The organism is Agrococcus phoenicis, assembly GCF_047302415.1.
Taxonomy (GTDB): Bacteria; Actinomycetota; Actinomycetes; order Actinomycetales; family Microbacteriaceae; genus Agrococcus.
This window is the reverse complement of record NZ_CP154854.1, coordinates 267,052-286,823: the sequence shown is the minus strand read 5'-3', so window position 1 is coordinate 286,823 and position 19,772 is coordinate 267,052. Positions and strand designations below refer to the sequence as shown.

Sequence of the window (19,772 nt, the reverse complement as noted above, 5' to 3'; positions counted from 1 at the left end):
CCGTGGCCCGCCCGATGACCCGAGCGCTGGTGTGGGCGTTCCACGACGTCGACGGCGTGCTCGACGCGGCCAACGCCCGCTACCTCCGCGCGCTGTTCGAGCACGTCGAGCATGCGGTCGTCGTCGTCAACGGCGAGCTCGACGAGGCCGGGCGGCGGCTGGTCGCCGAGCTCGGCGCCGAGCTCATCGTCCGCGAGAACCACGGCTACGACGTGGAGGCCTTCAAGGCGGGCGTCGCGGCCCTGGAGAGCCGACTGCCGGCGCTCGACGAGCTCGTGATCGCGAATTCGTCGGTGTTCGGGCCGCTGCGACCGCTCGGGGAGATGTTCGATCGCATGGCCGAGGTCGACGTCGACCTCTGGGGCATCACGCGGCACGCGCCCGCGAACCCGGAGTCGGGCACGACCGCGCCGCGCGCCGAGCGCGCCCACATCCAGAGCTACTTCACCGCCTACCGCGCGAGCGTGCTGCAGAGCACCGCCTTCGCCGACTACTGGCACGCGCTGCCTCCCATCGAGGGCTATGCGGACGCGGTGCGCCTGCACGAGCTGCAGCAGACCGGCTACTTCGAGGATCACGGCTTCACCTGGCAGGTCGCGGTCGACACCGCCGACCTCGAGAGCCTGTCGACGAACCCGATCATCGGCCTGGCGGCGCAGCTGGTGCGCGAGCGCGGCTGCCCGGTGTTCAAGCGACGGATGCTGTACCTCAGCACCGAGGAGCTCACGGTGCACTCCGACGGCGCCGCCACCGCGGAGCTGTGGCGACTGCTGCGCGAGCTGCCTGCGCAGCAGCGGGACGAGCTCGTCGCGCACGCCGTCCGCACGATGCCGGCCGATCGGGTGCGGCGCACGCTGCAGGACGCGGTGTGGCTGGATGCGCCCTCGCGCGACGCCGAGGCGGCGGGCGCAGCGGGCGGCGCGGTCGCGATCCTCGACGGCCCGATGGCTCGCGCCTCGCTGCTCGAGTGGTCGGCGGCGATCGGGCCGGAGCGCGTGGCGCTGCTCGGCGACCACGACGACACGCCCGCGGCGCTCGCCGCCGCGGAGGCCGGCGCCCGCGTCCTGCGCACGGGCGACCGACCGGCGATGCTCGCGGCGCTCGACCTCGATGCCGAGCTGCTGCTGGTGCTCGGCGACGACGCGCGCGCCGGCTGGGCGGAGGACGCCCGCATCGCGCGCTCGCACGCGCGCGCCGCGCTCGGCTCCGGTGCCGCAGCGCTGCGCGCGGCGAGCGAGGCGTTCCGCGACGACCCCACGCTCGGCGCGATCGTGCCGCCGACGGCCCTCGGCCGCCGGCTGGTCGGGGCCCAGGCGCGCATGCCCGACGCCCGCGCCCGCACCGCCCTCGAGGCCGCGGCGCCCGGCAAGCCGATCGGCCAGCCGCTCGCTCCGACGCCCGGCGCATCGCTCTGGGTGCGCAGGGCCGCGCTCGAGCACCTCGCCGAGGTGGCAGCCGGCCTGCGGGGCGTGCGCCAGCTCGACCACCCGACGCTCGTCTCGGTGCTCGTGCAGGGCCTGGGCACGATCGGGCTCCGCGCTCGCACGGGCATCACCCGCGTCGCCGCTGCGACCCGCGTGGAGCTCGGCGACGCAGCGCTCAGCGCCATCGCGGCAGCGGTGGGCGCCGGCGCCCACGACACGCTCGCCGACGTGATCGCCCGCGCCGGCGGGCGCCCGCTCGACGCGAGCATCTTCTTCGACACCGGTGGCGGCTACCGCCACGTGGGCGCCGTGCAGCAGAGCTTCCCGAACGGCGGCGCGATGGTGCTCCAGGCCGTGGTGCCCGACGGCACCCTCGGCATCCGCTTCGACCCCGCCGAGGGCACGGGCCTGCTCGTCAGCGGGATCAGGGTCGACGAGCGCGGCTACCGCATCCGGCCCGTGAACGGCTCGCGCGCCGGTTCGCTCGACCTCTTCTCGACGCACGACCCGGCCTACGACGTCGCCGGGCCGCTGCGCGCGGGCGACACGGTCACGATCCGCATCGAGCACGCGGAGCGCATCGACGGCTCCACCGCGGCGCTCGAGCGCATCGAGCGCCGGTTCGGCCCGCTGGGCCCGCTCGGCCGCGTGCGCTCGGCGGGTGTGCGCGTGGTGCGCAAGGCGAGCCGCGTGGTGCGCTCGCGCATGCGCTGAGGCCTGCCGGCGGCGGTGCCGTCGTCGCCGACTGGGATACGATGGCGCGGTCCATCCGATCCGCCGGCGCTGCCGGCACCGGGTCATCGTGAGGCAGGAGCTGGCATTGTCGGAGGTCGCGACGCGCCGCGCGCAGCAGCTCGCCAGCACACCCTGGGAGCACGCCGGAGCGAGGTCGAGCGGCGTCGGCGGCTTCGTCGCCTCGGTGCGCGACATCTGGCGCTACCGCGAGCTGCTCGGCAGGCTCACGAAGCGTGAGCTGAAGGCGCGCTACAAGGATTCGAAGCTCGGCTTCGCCTGGAGCCTCGTGCGGCCGCTGACGATGCTGTTCGTCTACGCCATCGTCGTCGGCCAGTTCCTCGGCGCCGCGCGCTCGATCGAGAACTTCGGCATCTACATCTTCGCCGGCCTGGCGATCTACACCGTCTACGCCGAGGTGATCGGCGGCGGCACGAGCGCGATCGTGACGAACGCGGGCCTCATCAAGAAGGTCTACCTGCCGCGCGAGGTCTTCCCGCTCGCGACCATCGGGCCCGCGCTGTTCACGCTCGCGATCCAGCTGGCGATCCTCATCGTCGCCGCGCTCGTCACGGGCGCGCTCGCCCTCGGCCCGCACCTGCTCTACGCGCCCTTCGCCATCGTGGTCGCCCTCGTCTGGAGCGCCGCGTTCGCGATCCTGCTCTCGGCGATCAACGTCTACCTGCGCGACATCGCCTACCTCGTCGACGTCGTGCTCGTGCTGGTGATGTGGGGCTCCCCCATCCTCTACTCGATCAGCATGGTCGAGGGGCAGCTGCAGGGCAGCTCCTTCGAGTGGCTGCTCACGCTCTACGTCAACAGCCCCGTCACGCTCTCGGTGCTCGGCTTCCAGGAGGCCTTCTGGCAGGCCGGCGCCGCCTCGGCCCACGTGCCCGACCTGTGGCTCAACATGCTCATCTCGGTGGGCGCCGGACTCGTGGCGCTGTTCTTCGCGCAGCGCGTGTTCGCGCGCCTGCAGGGCGACTTCGCACAGGAGCTGTGATGTCCGACGTCTCCGTCATCCGGCTCGACGACGTGTCGAAGCACTTCACCGTCCGCAAGGACAAGAGCCTCAAGGAGCGCATCGTGAACGCGGCGCGCGGCCGCGCGCACGCCGAGCGGTTCGAGGCGCTCAAGCACATCTCGCTCGACATCGGCTCCGGCTCCACGATCGGGCTCATCGGCCCCAACGGCTCCGGCAAGTCGACGCTGCTGAAGACCATCGGCGGCATCATCCAGCCCTCGAGCGGCACGGTCGAGCGGCGCGGGCGCATGGCGGCGCTGCTCGAGCTCGGCGCCGGCTTCCACCCCGACCTCACGGGCCGTGAGAACGTCTACCTCAACTCGTCGATCCTCGGGCTGACCGAGCGCCAGATCGACCGCTACTTCGACGAGATCGTCGCCTTCTCCGGCATCGAGCAGTTCATCGACCAGCAGGTCAAGTTCTACTCCTCCGGCATGTACGTGCGGCTCGCCTTCGCGGTCGCCGTGCACGTCGACCCCGACATCCTGCTCGTGGACGAGGTGCTGGCGGTCGGCGACGAGGCCTTCCAGGAGAAGTGCCTCGACAAGATCCGCACCTTCCAGCGCGAGGGCCGCACGATCGTGCTCGTCACGCACACCCTGAGCCAGATCACCGACCTCTGCACGCGCGGGGTCGTGCTCTCGCGCGGCTCCGTCGTCTTCGACGGCCCGCCCATCGAGGCCGTCGACGTGCTGCGCGGCGGGTTCCGATCGCAGCGCGAGTACGAGGACGCGCGCGTCGCTCGCGAGGCGGAGGCGCGCACCGCGAAGCCGCTCGAGCGCGTCACGATCGACGCCGTGCGGATGGTGGACGCCCGCGGTGAGCGCACCACGAGCGTCGACGTCGGGGACGACGTCGCCCTCGAGGTCGACCTGACCGCGCACGACCCGGTCGAGGACTGGCGCATGGGGGCTGCGCTCGCGAACGGGTTCGGCCAGACCGCGCTGTTCACCACCACCGAACGCCTCGGCCTCGACGCCGGCACGCTGCGCGGCAGCACCCGCATCCGCTTCGAGATGCCCGACCTGCACCTGGGCGCCGGCTCCTACGCGGCGAGCATCTCGCTGGAGCACCGCTCCGGCGGCGAGCTCGCGCGCGTCGACGATGCCGCGACCTTCCAGGTCTCGGCCGACGACGCATCCGTCGGGCCCGCCCGCACCGCGCTGCGCGTGCACCGCGAGCAGCGCTGAGGCGAGGGCGCCTCAGCGGCTGAGGTCGATGCCTGCGCTCACGACCACGGGTCGGCGGGGTACCACGGCGCGTCGCGGTGCAGCTCGGCGCTGAAGAGCCCTGCGAGCGATCGGGCGAAGTGCTCGCCGAGGTGGCTGTTGTCGACGTACGTCACGATGCCGCCGAGCGCGGGTCTGCAGGAGCCCCCCGGGCAGATGCGGTCGTTCAGGTCGATGAACACGCCCCCGGCCTGCTCGATCTGCCGGCCGTAGTCGTCGAGCCCCGAGACCGCCAACGTCGTCTCGAACGAGCACCCGGGGCTGTCGAAGCCGTCCCGGGCGGCGCACTCGAGCGGGTCGAAGTCGGTGCGCGGGTTGTCGCGCAGTCCCACCACGAGCGTGCCCGTGCGCTCCTCGAGGAAGCGCACCCAGCCGGGGAAGCTCCCGCCGAAGAGATCCTCGCTGCCGTCGGTGTGGGTGAGGGAGGCGATCGTGAAGACCATGTCCGGCGAGGTCGCGAGGATGTAGTCGTTCGCGACCTTCCAGGTGTTGCTGCACGCGCTCACGTCCTCCGGCCACGCGTTGTCCTCCGGCCAGTGGAAGTAGCACCCGGGCGACGTGTAGGTGCGCACGTGCCACGTCGGGTGCTGCTCGATCGTCTCCATGAGCGTCGCCGACATCGCCGCCGAGTGCGAGCTGCCGACGATCACGATCGAGCGCTCCGGGGACTCGACCTGGCCCCAGTCGCGGCAGATGCCCGCGAGGTAGGGGTCGTCCTCTGCGCAGGGCTCCCCCGGTTCCTGGGCGAACGAGGCGGTGAGCGCCTCCCCGGGGTAGACGGTGTCGAACACCTGGTCGGGATCGGCGTTCGCGCCCATGACGGCCAGGTCGAGGCTCGATCCCTCGACGGCCTGCTCCTCGGTCGCCCGGTCGAGGGTGGCGCGGATGCCGGCGATCGCACCGAGCACGAGGGCGACCGAGACGACGATCGCGACGAGCTGCTGGAGGGTGCCCGAGCGCAGCAGCGCGGGCCCCTCGCCTCGCCGGCTGCGGCGGGTGAAGCGCGAGGCGGGGAACTCGACGAAGTGGTAGATGAGCACGCTCGCGAGCCCCGAGGCGAGGAGGATGGCCAGGCCCTGCAGGGGGTCGGGGCGCTCGATGCCGGTCGCCGCGGCGAAGAGCACGAGCGCGGGCCAGTGCGTCAGGTAGAGCGCGTACATGTACGTCCCCGATCGCTCCAGCACCGGGTGGCGCAGGAGCGCGTTGCCGCGATCCCCCTCCTGCCTGGGCGCGTCCGCGGCGAGCAGCACGAGCCCGGCCGCGACCACCGGCCACAGCGCAGCGAGGCCGGGGAACGCCGACTCGACGGGCAGCAGCCAGCCCGTCGCGAGCACGGCTGCGAGCCCGACCCACGTCATCCACTGCTTGAGGCGGGGCGAGAGCCGCAGCGACGGGGCGATGAGCGCGAAGATCGACCCTGCGGCGAACTCCCACAGCCGCCCCCAGGTGTCGAAGTAGGCGAGCTGCTGGTTCTGCGCGACGGAGATGACGGACCACGTGAGGGAGGCCACGAAGATGGCGGCGAAGACGATGAGCAGCGCGCGCCGCACCCGATCGCGGAACAGCAGGGCGACCACCACGTGGATGATCGGCCACAGGATGAACATCTGCCCCTGGATGGAGAGCGACCAGAAGTGCTGGAAGACGCTCGCCGTCGAGCGCGCCTGCGCGAGGTAGTCGACCGCGTTGCCCTGCAGCCAGAAGTTCATCGTGTAGGTGATCGCCGCGAGCGCCTGCTGCGCGAGGTCCTCCCAGTGCCGCTGCGAGAGCAGCAGCAGCGCGCCGGCCAGCGCGAGCAGCGTCGCCGCTGCCGCCGCGGGCAGCAGGCGGGCGAACTTCCGCAGGATGAAGGGCACCAGCTGCACTCCCCTGCGCTGCTCGACAGCGGTCATCAGGGATCGGGTCAGCAGGTAGGCGGAGATCAGCAGGAAGACGTCGACGCCGCCCGAGACGCGGCCGAACCAGATGTGGAACGTCGCCACCATCAGGAGCGCGACCGTGCGCAGCCCCTGGATCTCGGCGATGTACTGCTGGGCGGCGACCGGCTTGGCCGGCGCGCGGAGGGATGTCATCGTGCTCGTACCCTGCTTCGGAGTGGACGGTGGTGCGGGCGCCGACGGGCGCTGCCGGGTCAGCCGCGCTGCAGCAGCCGCGTCATGTACTCGCCGTAGCCGCTCTTCAGCAGCGGCTGCGCGAGCTGCTCGAGCTGCGCGTCGTCGATCCAGCCTGCGCGCCAGGCGATCTCCTCGATGCAGCCGATCTTGAACCCCTGGCGATCCTCGATCACGCGCACGTACTCGCTCGCCTGCATCATCGACTCGAAGGTGCCGGTGTCGAGCCAGGCGACGCCGCGGTCGAGCACCTCGACCTGCAGGCGACCCTCCTGCAGGTAGCGCTCGTTGATGCTCGAGATCTCGAGCTCCCCCCGAGCGCTCGGCGTGATCGACTTCGCGATCTCCACCACCTCGTTGTCGTAGAAGTAGAGGCCGGGCACCGCGTAGCTGCTCTTCGGCTGCGCGGGCTTCTCCTCGATCGAGACGGCGCGCATCTGGTCGTCGAACTCGACGACGCCGTACGCGCTCGGTTCTGCGACCTGGTACGCGAAGACGAGACCGCCGTCGACGTCGCGGTGCTGGCGCAGGCTCGAGCCGAGCCCCGTGCCGTGGAAGATGTTGTCGCCGAGCACGAGCGCCACCGACTCGCCGTCGAGGAACTCCTCGCCGATGATGAAGGCCTGCGCCAGGCCGTCGGGGCTCGGCTGCACGGCGTACTGGATGTCCATCCCGAGCGACGACCCGTCGCCCAGCAGGGCCTGGAACTGCTCGTTGTACTCCGGGGTGGTGATGACGAGCACCTCGCGGATGTCGGCCATCATGAGCGTCGACAGCGGGTAGTAGATCATCGGCTTGTCGAAGATGGGCATCAGCTGCTTCGAGATGCCCTTCGTGATCGGCCACAGCCTCGTGCCCGATCCTCCCGCCAGGATGATGCCGCGCATGCGCACTCCGTTTCGTCGTCGCTCGCCGCATCCGGCGGCGCAGACAGTCTAGTGCGAGGGCTCAGGTCGGCTCCGCGCGGTCGGCGATCACCCTCGCCCGCTCCTCGGGGCCGAGGCATGCGGCGATCGCTCGGTCGTTGCCGTCGCCGAAGACGTTGGCGATGTACAGGCCGCCTGTCTGCGTGCCCGGCACGAACGGGTAGTTCGCCGACTGCGCCCGCACCTGCACGGTGCGGAAGCCGGTCGCGACCGCCGTGGCGTGCAGCCAGACGTCGTCCTGGTGGGGCGCGCGCTCCAGGAACCCCTCGCCCCGATCGCGCAGCGCGTCGACGAGCCCCGGCGGCAGGAGCTGCCCGGAGACCGAGGTCCCGAAGGCCGCGTAGCTGGGCCGGGTGTGCGCGACGGGCGACCAGCTCAGGTAGCTGCCGACGCGGTCGCCCTCCGCGCTGATCTCGTGCGCGCGGTGGGCGACGACGGTCGCGGGGTGCTCGGCAGCGGTCAGGAGCAGCTCGGCGAGCCAGCCGTGCGGGTAGAGCTGGTCGTCGTCGCTCGTGACCATGGGCAGCGCGTGCACGCGCTCGCTGAGGGCGTGCGGGCGCCACTTCGTGTGGACGCCGAGGCCCGGCGGCACGTGCCGCACCTCGAGCCCCCGCCGCTCGAGCCGCTCGATGGAGCGCGGGAGCCGGGTGAGCGAGGGGTCGTCGAGCCACAGGACGAGGCGCTGCGGCCGGCTGCTGCCGGCCGCGATGGACTCGATCGCGGCCCAGGCGAAGGCGATGCGGGATGCGGTGGTCGTCATCACCACGACGGCGGGCGCGTCGCCCAGCACGGAGCGCCGCGAGCGGAGGTTGCGCTCGCGGAGCCGAGCGAGCCGTCGGAGCGTGTCGAGACCGGGGCGGTCGTCGTACTGGCCCGCGCCCATGCCGACGCCGAGGGCCCGCAGCGCCACGCGCTCTCCCCGCGCCCGGGCGTCACGAGCGGCGCTGCCGACCGCCCTCGGGAGGGCGCGGATCGGCAGGTCTCGGGCGTCAGGCACAGCGGCACTCTACTCACGGCGACAGCGCGAAACATTGCGCCTCGGGCACGAAGGCGACAGGATCAGGTGTTCCCCACCACGTTCGGAGCCCCACCGTGCCCACTCGCACTGCAGCACGTCGCTGGCCGCGCATCCTCACCGCTGTCGCGCTGGTCGCCATCGCCACGGTGCTCGCTCCCACCGCGCCAGCGCACGCCGTGCGCGAGGTCGATCGCGTCGCCGGCAAGGATCGGTACTCGACGAGCGTCGACATGTCTCGCACCATCCCCGGAGGCACGGACACCGTCTTCCTGGTCTCCGGCGAGGACTACCCCGACGCGCTCGCCGCCGCCCCGGTGGTCGCCGCCGAGCGCGGCCGGATGCTGCTCACGACCCGCCACCAGATCCCGGCGATCGTCCAGCAGGAGATCCGGCGGCTCGCACCGGCCCAGGTCGTGCTCGTCGGCGGGGAGCCGACGCTCTTCCCCCGGATCCAGGCCCAGGCCGCGGCGATGGCGCCGCGAGCCGAGATCGTGCGCATCGCCGGGACGAACCGCGTCGACACGGCGATGCAGCTGCTCGACCGCCTCCGCCAGCGCGCGGCCGCGGGCGTCGTCTGGGTCGCGAGCGGCCGCAACTTCCCCGACGCCCTCGCCGCCGGCGCGGTCGCCGCCCGCCAGGGCCACGGCCTGGTGCTCACCCTGGGCGCGAACGAGCAGTTCACGCAGCAGATCCAGGAGCGCCTGCCTGCGACGACCCGCTTCATCATCGTCGGCTCCGCGGCCTCCGTCGACTCGCGGGTCGAGGCGATGCTGCGGCAGACGGGCAGGGCGGTCGAGCGCATCGAGGGCCGGGATCGCTACGCGACCGCAGCCGCGGTGAACACCAGGTTCACCACCTCCACCTCGACCGGCCGCATCCTGCTCGCCAGCGGCGCCGGGTTCCCCGACGCGCTCGGCGGTGCCGTCGTCTCGGGCCTCACCGGCAGTCCGCTCTACCTCACCACCCCCGCGTGCGCCTCCACGGATGCGGTGCTGTGGGACACGCGCCGCATCAGCGCCACCGGTGCGATCGTGCTGGGCGGCCTGCCGTCCGTGAGCACGGCGGCGGCGCACCTGATCGGCTGCGGGCGAGAGACGGCGCTGCAGGGGGTCTCCTCCCTCATCAACGCCGAGCGCGCCGAGCTCGACGAGCCGGTCGACCCGCTGGCGGCGCACGCGTGCCTCGACTCCGCGGCACAGGGCTGGGCCAACCACATGGCCTCTCGTCAGCTCGCCGGCACGGTGCACAACCCGAACCTCACCACCCATGCTCGCGCCTGCGCGGTCAGGTCCTGGGGAGAGATCGTCGGGCGCACCGTCGGTGCGGAGCCGGATCCGGAGGCCATGGTGGAGCGGTGGATGGACTCGGCCCCGCACGCGCGCATCATCGAGCGCGGCTCCTTCGACCACTTCGGCGTCGGCGTCGCTCGATCGAGCACCGGCTCCTGGTACTACGTGGTCGTCTTCGGCACCGTCTGACGCCACCCGCCCGGCGAGCGCCGGGGGCTAGATCGGCGGCACCTCGACCTGCGCGACGAACCGGTCGACGAAGCGCTGCACGGATGCGATGAGGTCGCCGAAGGTGACGCCGGGCTCGTACCAGCTGCCCTGCGCCGAGATGATGAAGGCCTGCGCCCCGCCCTGCGTGGCGAGCGCCAGCATCCCGAGCGCGGCCACGGCGAGCAGCACCGGCGCGAACCGCGCGCGGCGGAGGGAGTCGGCGGCGCCGTGCATCGCGAGCGCGGTGATCGCCACCACGGCGGGCAGCAGGTAGCGCCCCTGGACGCCGTACGGCTCGCCGAACGCGCGCCACTCCCCGTAGTTGTGCCAGAAGAGGAAGACGAGGTACACGACGCTCGAGAGCACCAGCGGCAGGAGCGCGCGGCGGCGGGGCGCCGTCGGACCGGTCACGAGGGCGATCGCGAGCACGGAGATGACGGCGATCGGGATCGCGACGGTCACCACCGTCGAGATGAGCGGCGGCGCGTGCCAGAACCAGACCGCCTGCAGGTAGAGCATGAGGCGCGGCACCCACACGTCGAAGAAGAACTCCGCTCCGTTCCCGACCGCGATCGGCAGGTCGGGGAAGGCCGCGTCCGCGACCCGGTTGCGCTCCCACACGCCATAGGTCGAGCACCGGAGCTCGTCGAGCACCGCGGCGCAGTCCGGCGACGGCGAGCCGTAGGCCAGCAGGTTGCCGACGTAGCGCTCGACGCACAGCGCGATGAGCACGAGCAGCGCGAGCGCGACCACGCCGAGCGCGATCCGATGGGAGGTGCGGGAGGGCATCCGCGGCAGCGCGCGATCCCGGATGATCGCGAGCACGATGAAGCCGAGCAGCACGAGCACCAGCGGTGCCGCGTGGAACTTCGTCAGCACCGCCGCCAGGCCGAGCGCGACCGCGCCGAGCACGCCGAGCCACGTCATCGAGCGGCGGCCGTCCTCTCGCCGGCTGCACTGCCGAACGGTCACCCAGCCGCAAGCCGCGACGAGCATGAGCATGGCCGAGTCGTAGTTGACCTGGGCCGCCAGGAACGGCGTGACCGGGAGCGCCGCGTACGCGAGGCCCGCGAGGTTCGCGACGGTGCGCGAGACGCCCGCGGCCCGCACAGCCTCGATCATGCACAGCAGCGCGATCGCGTGCATGGCGACGGTGAGCAGGCGCAGGATGACGATGCGGTCGAGGTCGCCGGCGCCCGCGTCTGCCATCCAGCGATCGGGGAAGGACATCAGGAAGTGGTAGAGGTAGGAGTTGCTGCGGCTGATCGCGCCGACGCCCTCCTGGGGAACGGTCTCCTCGAACCACGGCGCCGGGTGGCCGCCGTACACGGCGATCGACTCGAGGTGCCACTGCTCGTCGAACACCATGCCCGCCCTGGCGATGATGGCGACCCACGCCGCACCGAGCGCCAGCCACAGGACGATCGCCGCCGTCATCCATCGGCTGCCGATGCCGCGGAGCACCGCTTCCGCCACCGCGACCGAGCGGTCGCCCGCGACGCGCATCCGTTCGAGAAGCACTGCCTCACCCCTGTCCCCGGGCGAAGCGCCCGTGGCAGTCTAGCGACCGAGCGGCCCGGCCAGCGGTAGGCTGGGCCCCCGTGAGACGGAACCCCGTGAAGCTGTTCATCCAGATCCCTTGCCTGAACGAGGAGCAGACGCTCCCGATGGTGCTCGAGACCATCCCCAAGGAGATCCCGGGCGTCGACGAGATCCACATCCTCATCATCGACGACGGCTCGAGCGACCGCACCGTCGAGGTCGCCCGCGCGCACGGCGTCCGTCACTTCGTGCGGCACCGCCGCAACATGGGCCTCGCCCGGTCGTTCCACGACGGCGTCGAGTACGCGCTGTCGCACGGCGCCGACATCGTCGTGAACACGGACGGCGACAACCAGTACCCGCAGGCCATGATCGGCGAGCTGGTGCAGCCCGTGCTGCGCGGCGAGGCAGAGATCGTGGTCGCAGACCGCCAGACGAAGACGATCGAGCACTTCTCCCCCTTCAAGAAGGCGATGCAGCGCTTCGGCAGCTGGGTGGTCAACCGTGCCGCCGGCACCGACCTGCCCGACGCGGCGAGCGGCTTCCGCGCCTACTCGAAGTACGCCCTGATCCGCCTCAACATCGTCACCACCTTCAGCTACTGCATGGAGACGATCATCCAGGCGGGCAACAAGCGCCTGGCGATCACGTCGATCCCCATCACCACGAACCCCAAGACGCGCGAGTCGCGGCTGTTCAAGAACATCTGGCAGCACATGCGCGAGTCGGGCTTCGCGATCCTGCGCGCCTACTTCATGTACAAGCCGTGGGCGCTGTTCGCCACCCTCGGCGCGCTCTTCACCATCGCGGGCTCGGTGCCGTTCGTGCGGTACCTCGTGCTCATCCTGACGGGCACCCCCGGCAGCCACGTGCAGTCGCTGCTGCTCGGCGTGCTGCTCTTCGTCGGCGCGCTGCTGTCGTTCGCGCTCGGCGCCATCGCTGACCTGACGCGCATCACGAGATCGCTGCAGGAGGATTCCCTCGAGCTCGACAAGCTCGATCGGTACGGCTCGACGCGCAACTGGGTGACGGAGGCCACCGCGCCCGAGCAGGACGCGACCGCGGCGTGAAGGAGCGCCTCGCCCGCGCGCGGGCCATGCTCACGCGCCTGGCGGGGAGCCCACCGGCCCGCTGGGTCGGGCGCCACAAGCGCGCGCTGGCGATCGCGGTGCTGGTGCTCGTCGCCGCGTTCATCGCGATCTACGTCGCGGTGCGCCCCGAGATCATCGGCGAGGTGCTCGCGGTGGGTCCGGTCGCGCTCGCGTGGCTCACGGCCCTCTACATCGTCGTCATCGCCTCGCACTGGCTCATCCTCCTGCTGACCGTGCGCTGGTGCGCCGCCCGCATCGGCGGTCGGGAGGGTCTGCTGCTGACCGTCTACTCGACCGTCGCGAACTTCTTCGGGCCGCTCCAGAGCGGCCCGGGCGTGCGAGCCGCCTACCTCAAGGCGAAGGTCGGGGTGCGGCTGCGCGACTTCACGGCGGCGACGATGGTCTACTACCTCGCCTTCGGCGCCGTCAACGTCTCCCTGCTGTTCGCCCGCACCCTGCCGTGGCTGACCGTGCTCGGCCTGCTGCTCACGGTCCTGGTCGTCGGCGTCGTGGCCTGGCGCTCGGGCAAGGGCAGGCGCGTCGCCACCGCACTGATCGCGGCGGTCACGGCCGTGCAGTCGCTGCTCATGGCGGCCGTCTACTCCGTCGAGCTCAACGCGATCGCGGGGCCGGGAGCCGACGCGCTCCAGAGCCTCGTCTACAGCGCATCCGCCAACCTCTCGCTCTTCGTCTCGATCACACCCGGCGCGATCGGATTCCGCGAAGCGTTCCTCAGCTTCGCGCAGACGCTCCACGGGGTCGGCTTCGACGCGATCCTGGCGGCGGGCATCGTCGACCGCGCCTTCTACGTCCTGTTCCTCGGGGTGCTCTTCCTGCTCTCGAGCCTGCTCAACCTGCGCTCGATGTTCTCAGGCCCGGCGCAGCGCAGCGATGTCAGCGAGCGCGGCGCCGAGAGCACTGGCGATCCTCGGGCGTGACCACAGGCGCTCGAACAGCGCACGGCCGCGCTCCCCGATCCTGGCGAGCTCCTCAGGGTGGTCAGCAGCCCATGCGCAGGCCTCCGCGACCGCTCCGGGGTCGCGCTGCGGCACGACGAGCGCATCGCGGCGGTCGCTGAAGGCGCCGCTCTCGAGGTTCGCGCCCACGAGCGTCGGCACCGCGGAGGCGAGGAACTGGTAGGTCTTGCCGGTGACGACGTAGCGGCTCTGCACGGTGTCGCCCAGCGGGCCGCCGATGGCCAGGCCCGTGGTCGAGAAGAGCGCCGGCAGCTGCTCGTAGGGCACCCAGGACCGGTAGTCGATGCGAGCCCCGCGAGCGACGGCCCCGTCGACCAGCGCCTTCGCGGCGGCATCGCCGCCGACCACGTCGAAGACGACGTCGTCGCGCTCGGCCAGCAGCACCGCCGCCTCCAGGAGCACGTCGAGCCCGTGGAGCGGCAGCATCGAGCCGTAGTACAGCACCCGCATCGGCGCGGCGGGCGCTCGGGGCGCCGGGGTGAAGGTCGCCTCGTCGGTGCCGACCGGCACGACCGACCAGCGCGAGCGCGGCAGTGCCATGAGCGCCGCCGCGTGGTCGGCGTGCGAGGCGGTGTCGGCGAGCACCCTGGCGCAGCGCTGCATCAGCAGCCGGAAGCCCGCCCGGAGCGCGCGAGCCGGCACGCCGCCCGCGCGCAGCTTGCCGTGCTCCTCGACGAACCACTCGACCGGGTTGATGAACTCGTCGTAGACCACGGGCCGGCGCCCCGCGAGCGCGAGCACCGCCGGCAGGATCTCGAACGCCCGGAAGCTGACGACGTAGGCGTCTGGCCGATCGCGGCGGAGGCGCCACAGCTGGGCGAGCACCTCTGGGTAGCGGCGCACGCCCGTCGAGCGGTTCTTCACGACGATGGCCTCGTGGCCGAGGTCCTCCACCGCGGTGCGGAGCGTGATGGCCCGCACGTAGTCGGGCTGTCGGTAGCACGTCACGACGGCGATCCGGAGCAAGCTGCTTCCTTCCGATGGGGGCAAGCTCGGGTCAGGCTAGTCGAGGTTCAGCCGGTAGGCTCGGAGGCTGGCTCGGTGGTCGCCTGAGGAGAGGGTCCGCACCTATGCGCGCAGGGGATGAGACGGGTTCGCCCGATCGCAGCGTCCTCGTGCTGCTGGCGACCCACAACGGCGCCGCGTACCTCGAGGAGCAGGTCGGGAGCATCCTCGCGCAGCGCGACGTCGCCGTGCGGCTGGTGGTCTCCGACGACGCGTCCACCGACGGCACGGGCGAGCTCCTCGCGGCCATGGCGAGCGACCCCCGGGTGACGCTCCTCCCGGCCGGGCGGTTCGGCACGCCGCAGGCGAACTTCCTCCGGCTGCTCCGCGACGCGCCCCTCGACGACGCGGCCGCCGTCGCGTTCGCCGACCAGGACGACGTCTGGCACCTCGACAAGCTGGCCAGGCAGCTCGGACTGCTCTCGCGCCTCGGCGTCGACGCCGTCTCCTCGAACGTGGTGGCCTTCTGGGCACGCCCCGACGGCAGCCGCCGCACCCAGCTCATCGACAAGGCGCAGCCGCAGGTCGCGCTGGACTACCTGCTCGAGTCGGCGGGGCCCGGCTGCACCTTCGTGATGACCCCGCACGCCGTCGCGGGCATCCGCGCCGGGCTCGAGCACCTGCACGACGACGGCATCGTGCCGCACGACTGGCTCGCGTACGCGATCGTGCGCGCGAGCGGCGGCCGCTGGCACATCGATGCCGAGCCGACCCTCGACTACCGCCAGCACGGCGCCAACGCCACCGGCGCCAACCGCGGCCTGCGGCAGGCCACCACGCGCTTCCGCCGGCTCGAGTCCGGTCACTACCGCGCCCAGTGCGCCGCGGTCGCCAGCCTCTGCGCCGCCGTCGCGGACGACGAGCAGCGCCCCCGGCTCGAGCGCATCGCGCCGCTGTTCGAGCGCACGGACCTCGGCTCGCGACTCGCGCTGCGCCGCCTCGCGGGCGAGCTGCGTCGCGAGGCGCGCGAGCGCCGGCTGCTGCGCAAGGCGCTGCTGCTCGGCGTGTGGTGACGCCCCGGCGCTGAGCGGACGGGCGCAGCCGCCTCCGCGCGCGTCCACGGCCTGCGCGTCCTCCCCGGCTGCGGCTCGACGACCACTAGAGTCAGCACTCCCTCCTGTCGACCGAAAGGCCTCCTGCTCCGTGAAGATCCTGGTCACCGGCGGCGCCGGCTTCATCGGATCCACCCTCGTCAGGATGCTCCTCGACGACCGGCTCCCTGGGCTCGAGGGCGCATCCGTCACCGTGCTCGACGCGCTGACGTACTCGGGCAACCGAGCGAACCTCGCCGGCGTCGAGGAGCACCCGCACTGCACCTTCGTGCACGGCGACATCCGCGACACCGGCCTGCTCGATCGCGTGATGCCGGGCGTCGACGCCGTGGTGCACCTCGCCGCGGAGAGCCACGTCGATCGCTCGGTGCGCGACGCCTCGATCTTCGTCGAGACGAACGTCGTCGGCTCGCAGCGCCTGCTCGACGCCGCGCTGCGCCACGGCGTGCGCCGCTTCGTGCACATCTCGACCGACGAGGTCTACGGCTCCATCGCGCAGGGGTCCTGGGCCGAGCACGACCCGCTGGAGCCGAACAGCCCGTACTCGGCGTCGAAGGCGGGCAGCGAGCTGCTCGCCCGCAGCTACCACCGCACGCACGGCCTCGACGTCAGGATCGTCCGCTCGTCCAACTGCTACGGGCCCTTCCAGTTCCCCGAGAAGCTCGTGCCGCTGTTCGCGACGAACCTCATCGACGGCCTCCCCGTGCCGCTGTACGGGGACGGCGAGAACGTGCGCGACTGGCTCCACGTCGACGACCACTGCCGCGGCATCGCGCTGGTGCTCACCGGCGGCCGGCCGGGCGAGGTGTACAACCTCGGCGGCGGCACCGAGCTCTCCAACCGCGAGCTCACCGCCATGCTGCTGGAGGCGACCGGCCGCGACGAGTCCGACATCCGCACCGTCGCGGATCGCAAGGGCCACGACCTGCGCTACTCCGTCGACACCGCGAAGGCCGCGCGGGAGCTGGGCTTCGCGCCGCAGATCCCGTTCGCGCAGGGCCTCGCGGACGTCGTGCAGTGGTACCGCGAGCACCGCTCGTGGTGGGAGCCCCTGAAGGAGCGTGCAGCGCTGTGACCGACCCCGCAGCGACCGACCCCGCCGCGACGTCGGGCCACACCGAGGACGGCAGGCTCACCGTCGTGCTCGACGAGGTGGCCGAGCGCTCGCGCACGATGGTGGGGCGCTACGCGGCCGAGTTGACGCGCGGGCTCGTCGCCACCGCGCCCGCCGGCTTCGGCGTCGCCGCCCTCTCGCCCAAGATCTCGCCCTCGCGCGAAGCGCGCGTGCGCGAGCAGGTGCCGGGGCTGACCGACCTCCGGCAGACCGCGATCTCGGCGCGGGAGCTGCGGGAGGCGTGGCTGCACACCATCACGACCCTCCCGGTGCGCGGCCTCGTGCACGCGACGAGCCTGATGGCACCGCTCGTGCGCGAGCCCGAGCCGGGCGACCAGGTGACGGTCACGGTGCACGGCCTGCAGTCGTTCTCCGACCGCAGCGAGCGCAAGCAGCGCTGGTTCGACCGGGCGCTGAAGCGCGCCCTCGCCCGCGCCGACGGCATCGTCGTGCCCACCACGGCGGTCGCCGAGGATCTCGCGCTGCTCGCCGACGTCGCGGGCCGGGTGCGCGTCGTGCCGCCTGCGCCGTCCGCGACGCTGCTGGCCGCATCCGCCGCCGAGCCGGCGCGCGCGCTGAGCCTGCCGAGCGAGTACGTGCTCGCGCTCACCCAGCCGGGCGGTCGCGGCCAGGCGCAGCGCCTGATCGAGACCATCGCGAGCGCGCAGATGCCGGATGTCCGGGTCGTCGTGGCGGGGCCCGTCGAGTGGGGAGAGACCCGGCTCGCGGCGCTCGCGGTGGAGGCCGGCATCCCCGCCGGCCGCATCGTCGTGCTCGGCGAGCTGGGCGACGCGGACCTCGCCGTCGTGCACGCGCGCGCGCTCGCGCACCTGCACGCGTGGGAGCAGGATGCCCTCGGGCTCTCGCTGCTCGACGCCGCAGCCCTCGGCACCGTGACCGTGCACCCCTCGACCCGCTCCCTCGACGAGATCGCGGGCGGCGCGAGCGTGGCCGTCGAGGGCGGCACGCACGAGCTCGCCGCGGCGCTCGCCAGGCTGCTCGACGACGACGCGGAGCGCGCCCGCCTGCAGCTGCACGCGCAGGACCGCGCGCAGGCGTTCACCTGGGAGGGCGCCGCCCGCCAGGTCTGGCAGCTGCACGCCGAGCTGTAGGCCCTACGGGCTCGGCGCCGGGCTCTCGGTCCCCACGGTGAGCGCAGCCGCATCGGCGAGCGCCTGCTGCACCATCGCGTGGATCTGCGCGAAGTCGGGATCGGAGGTGTCGACGCCGGCGTCCGGCACCAGCTCGACGTTCGTGATCGGCAGGGTGCGCGTCTCGAGCGCCAGCTCGGAGAGCGATCCGACCATCGACTGCGGGATGTCGGTGTCCACCAGGTTCTGGCCGGCTGCCGAGAGCTCGGCGTACTTGGTGAGCAGGGTCTGCGGGGTGAACTGCTCGATGATGGCCTCCTGCACCAGGCGCTGCCGCGCCATGCGGTCGTAGTCGGAGGTGCCGGTGCGGCTGCGGGCGTACCAGAGGGCGGTCGGGCCGTCCATGCGCTGCAGCCCGGGCGTGATGTAGCCGAAGGGCTCCGCACCCTCGACCCCGAGCGCCACCTCCGTCGGCACGTCGATCTCGACGCCGCCCAGCGCGTCCACCACGTCCTCGAAGCCGTGCATGTCCACGGCGACGTAGAACTGCACCGTGAGGCCGGTGACGCCCTCGACGGCGTCGCGCGTCGCCTCGATGCCCGGGCTCGAGCCGCTCTCCTCCGCATCCGGGTAGAGCTCGGGGTGCTCCTCGCCGTAGGTGAAGGAGCCGTTGAGCATGCAGTCGCTCGACGCGCAGTCGAACCCGTTCGGGAACGGCCCCCACATGGGCGAGCCCTCCGAGAAGGGGGCGTTGCGCAGGTTGCGGGGCACGCCGACCATCGTCGCCGCGCCGCTCTCGGCGTTGACCGCGACGACGGTCATCGAGTCGGGGCGCGTGCCCATGCGATCCTCGCCGGCGTCGCTGCCGAACAGCATGAAGGTGTAGTGGCCGTCGATCGGCTCGACCGTGGGCCCGGCGAAGTCGAACAGGTTCGAGACCAACCCGCGCGAGGCGTCGACGAGCGATGCGCCGTACCCGGCGAGGGCTGCGGGAGCGACGGTGGCGACGACGGCCACGATCGCGATGGCCGCGCGACCGCGGCCGGCGACCTTCGGCAGCCGCGCGAGGCGCAGCGTGTCGATGCCGAGCACGATCCAGAGCACGGCGTAGGCGATCAGCAGCACCTCGATCACGACGAGGCCGATCGAGTTGGCGACGAGCGTGAGCAGGGCGCTGCGCCACGAGAACCACAGGATGCCCGCGAGCAGGAGCAGCGCGACGAGCACGGTGGTCGCTGCGAGCCCGAAGCGGCCGAGCCGCCGGTTGCCCGCGAGCACCTGGGCGCTGCCGGGCAGCAGGAAGCCGACGGCGACGAGCCACCAGCCGCGTCGCTGCATGACCTCCGGGCTGCCCGAGTCGGGGTTGCGCAGCGGCGTGCCCACGTCCAGCAGCGTCATGCGCCCGTCGCCGGCAGCTCGGCCTCGTGCGCGCCGACGCGATCGCGCAGGGCGCGGGCCTTGTCGTCCACCTGCTGCTCGAGCGCGGCGGCGTAGCCGTCGAGGCGCGCGCCCAGCTCGGCGTCGAAGGCGCCGAGGATGCGCGCGGCGAGGATGCCGGCGTTCTTGGCCCCGCCGATGGAGACGGTCGCCACCGGGATCCCGGCGGGCATCTGCACGATCGAGAGGAGGCTGTCGAGGCCGTCGAGGCGCTCGAGCGGCACCGGCACGCCGATCACCGGCAGGCGCGTCATCGAGGCGACCATGCCGGGCAGGTGGGCGGCGCCGCCTGCGCCGGCGATGATGACCCGGATCCCGCGCTCGGCGGCGCCGCGCGCGAACTCCACCATCTTCTCCGGCGTGCGGTGCGCCGAGACGACGTCGACCTCTGCCGCGACCCCGAGCTCGTCCAGCACCGCCTTCGCCGCCTCCATGACCCGCCAATCCGAGTCGGAGCCCATGATGATGCTGACCTGCGCTGCCGTGCCGTCCGCTGCCAT

At 72.4% G+C, this 19,772-nt stretch carries 16 protein-coding genes; 9 read left to right on the top strand and 7 right to left on the bottom strand.

Annotation, left to right across the window (positions count from 1 at the left end; genetic code table 11):
* Positions 1 to 2 precede the first annotated feature (2 nt).
* The 3 genes from AA0Z99_RS01420 (at position 3) to AA0Z99_RS01410 (ending at position 4,370) form a co-directional block, all read left to right on the top strand.
* Positions 3 to 2,138 (top strand): rhamnan synthesis F family protein, encoded by a 2,136-nt coding sequence (locus AA0Z99_RS01420; protein WP_413318766.1) that lies wholly within the window; start codon positions 3 to 5, stop codon positions 2,136 to 2,138.
* A 106-nt stretch (positions 2,139 to 2,244) separates the two neighbouring features.
* Positions 2,245 to 3,159, top strand: a complete 915-nt coding sequence (locus AA0Z99_RS01415; protein ID WP_413318764.1) for an ABC transporter permease — start codon at positions 2,245 to 2,247, stop codon at positions 3,157 to 3,159.
* Positions 3,159 to 4,370, top strand: coding sequence for an ABC transporter ATP-binding protein (locus tag AA0Z99_RS01410; protein WP_413318761.1), 1,212 nt, complete (start codon positions 3,159 to 3,161; stop codon positions 4,368 to 4,370). Before AA0Z99_RS01415 ends, AA0Z99_RS01410 begins: the two co-directional genes overlap by 1 nt.
* Before the next feature lie 38 nt (positions 4,371 to 4,408).
* Here AA0Z99_RS01410 and AA0Z99_RS01405 read toward each other — a convergent pair whose 3' ends face one another.
* The 3 genes from AA0Z99_RS01405 to AA0Z99_RS01395 form a co-directional block, all read right to left on the bottom strand.
* The gene (locus AA0Z99_RS01405) at positions 4,409 to 6,481 is read right to left on the bottom strand and encodes an acyltransferase family protein (protein WP_413318759.1); all 2,073 of its coding nucleotides are present in this window, start codon (positions 6,479 to 6,481) and stop codon (positions 4,409 to 4,411) included.
* A gap of 59 nt (positions 6,482 to 6,540) precedes the next feature.
* Positions 6,541 to 7,407 (bottom strand): glucose-1-phosphate thymidylyltransferase RfbA, encoded by an 867-nt coding sequence (gene rfbA, locus AA0Z99_RS01400; protein ID WP_413318758.1) that lies wholly within the window; start codon positions 7,405 to 7,407, stop codon positions 6,541 to 6,543.
* 61 nt (positions 7,408 to 7,468) lie between these two features.
* Positions 7,469 to 8,443: a hypothetical protein gene (locus AA0Z99_RS01395; protein ID WP_413318756.1), complete on the bottom strand. Its 975-nt coding sequence runs from the start codon at positions 8,441 to 8,443 to the stop codon at positions 7,469 to 7,471.
* A gap of 95 nt (positions 8,444 to 8,538) precedes the next feature.
* On the opposite strand from AA0Z99_RS01395, the gene AA0Z99_RS01390 reads away from it, so the two are divergent.
* Positions 8,539 to 9,942 (top strand): cell wall-binding repeat-containing protein, encoded by a 1,404-nt coding sequence (locus AA0Z99_RS01390; protein WP_413318754.1) that lies wholly within the window; start codon positions 8,539 to 8,541, stop codon positions 9,940 to 9,942.
* A 27-nt stretch (positions 9,943 to 9,969) separates the two neighbouring features.
* On the opposite strand, the gene AA0Z99_RS01385 is transcribed toward AA0Z99_RS01390, so the two are convergent.
* Positions 9,970 to 11,484, bottom strand: coding sequence for a hypothetical protein (locus AA0Z99_RS01385; protein WP_413318752.1), 1,515 nt, complete (start codon positions 11,482 to 11,484; stop codon positions 9,970 to 9,972).
* Positions 11,485 to 11,564: 80 nt separating this feature from the next.
* Between AA0Z99_RS01385 and AA0Z99_RS01380 the strand changes: the two genes are divergently transcribed.
* A complete protein-coding gene (locus tag AA0Z99_RS01380) occupies positions 11,565 to 12,575 on the top strand; it encodes a glycosyltransferase family 2 protein (RefSeq protein ID WP_413318751.1) in 1,011 nt (336 codons plus the stop codon).
* Positions 12,572 to 13,534: a hypothetical protein gene (locus AA0Z99_RS01375; RefSeq protein WP_413318749.1), complete on the top strand. Its 963-nt coding sequence runs from the start codon at positions 12,572 to 12,574 to the stop codon at positions 13,532 to 13,534. Before AA0Z99_RS01380 ends, AA0Z99_RS01375 begins: the two co-directional genes overlap by 4 nt.
* Here AA0Z99_RS01375 and AA0Z99_RS01370 read toward each other — a convergent pair.
* Positions 13,466 to 14,539 (bottom strand): glycosyltransferase, encoded by a 1,074-nt coding sequence (locus AA0Z99_RS01370; protein WP_413318747.1) that lies wholly within the window; start codon positions 14,537 to 14,539, stop codon positions 13,466 to 13,468. The genes AA0Z99_RS01375 and AA0Z99_RS01370 overlap by 69 nt on opposite strands.
* 104 nt (positions 14,540 to 14,643) lie before the next feature.
* On the opposite strand from AA0Z99_RS01370, the gene AA0Z99_RS01365 reads away from it, so the two are divergent.
* The 3 genes from AA0Z99_RS01365 (at position 14,644) to AA0Z99_RS01355 (ending at position 17,856) form a co-directional block, all read left to right on the top strand.
* Entirely contained in the window at positions 14,644 to 15,591 is a 948-nt protein-coding gene (locus AA0Z99_RS01365) for a glycosyltransferase (RefSeq protein ID WP_413318745.1), read from the top strand.
* Positions 15,592 to 15,721: 130 nt separating this feature from the next.
* Positions 15,722 to 16,705, top strand: a complete 984-nt coding sequence (gene rfbB, locus AA0Z99_RS01360) for a dTDP-glucose 4,6-dehydratase (protein ID WP_413318743.1) — start codon at positions 15,722 to 15,724, stop codon at positions 16,703 to 16,705.
* On the top strand, positions 16,702 to 17,856 hold the full coding sequence (locus AA0Z99_RS01355) for a glycosyltransferase (protein WP_413318741.1): 1,155 nt from the start codon (positions 16,702 to 16,704) through the stop codon (positions 17,854 to 17,856). The genes rfbB and AA0Z99_RS01355 overlap by 4 nt, the downstream gene beginning before the upstream one ends.
* A 3-nt stretch (positions 17,857 to 17,859) precedes the next feature.
* On the opposite strand, the gene AA0Z99_RS01350 is transcribed toward AA0Z99_RS01355, so the two are convergent.
* Both AA0Z99_RS01350 and purE read right to left on the bottom strand, forming a co-directional pair.
* Positions 17,860 to 19,233 carry an LCP family protein gene (locus tag AA0Z99_RS01350; protein WP_413318739.1) on the bottom strand — a complete coding sequence of 458 codons (1,374 nt, stop codon included), beginning with the start codon at positions 19,231 to 19,233 and terminating at the stop codon, positions 17,860 to 17,862.
* On the bottom strand, positions 19,230 to 19,772 hold the full coding sequence (purE, locus tag AA0Z99_RS01345) for a 5-(carboxyamino)imidazole ribonucleotide mutase (protein WP_413318737.1): 543 nt from the start codon (positions 19,770 to 19,772) through the stop codon (positions 19,230 to 19,232). Before purE ends, AA0Z99_RS01350 begins: the two co-directional genes overlap by 4 nt.

Coding starts and splice junctions, on each gene's coding strand:
- AA0Z99_RS01350 (WP_413318739.1), bottom strand. CDS start 19,233: ATGACGCTGCTGGACGTGGGCACGCCGCTGCGCAACCCCGACTCGGGC.
- rfbA (WP_413318758.1), bottom strand. CDS start 7,407: ATGCGCGGCATCATCCTGGCGGGAGGATCGGGCACGAGGCTGTGGCCG.
- AA0Z99_RS01365 (WP_413318745.1), top strand. CDS start 14,644: ATGCGCGCAGGGGATGAGACGGGTTCGCCCGATCGCAGCGTCCTCGTG.
- AA0Z99_RS01405 (WP_413318759.1), bottom strand. CDS start 6,481: ATGACATCCCTCCGCGCGCCGGCCAAGCCGGTCGCCGCCCAGCAGTAC.
- purE (WP_413318737.1), bottom strand. CDS start 19,772: ATGGCAGCGGACGGCACGGCAGCGCAGGTCAGCATCATCATGGGCTCC.
- AA0Z99_RS01410 (WP_413318761.1), top strand. CDS start 3,159: ATGTCCGACGTCTCCGTCATCCGGCTCGACGACGTGTCGAAGCACTTC.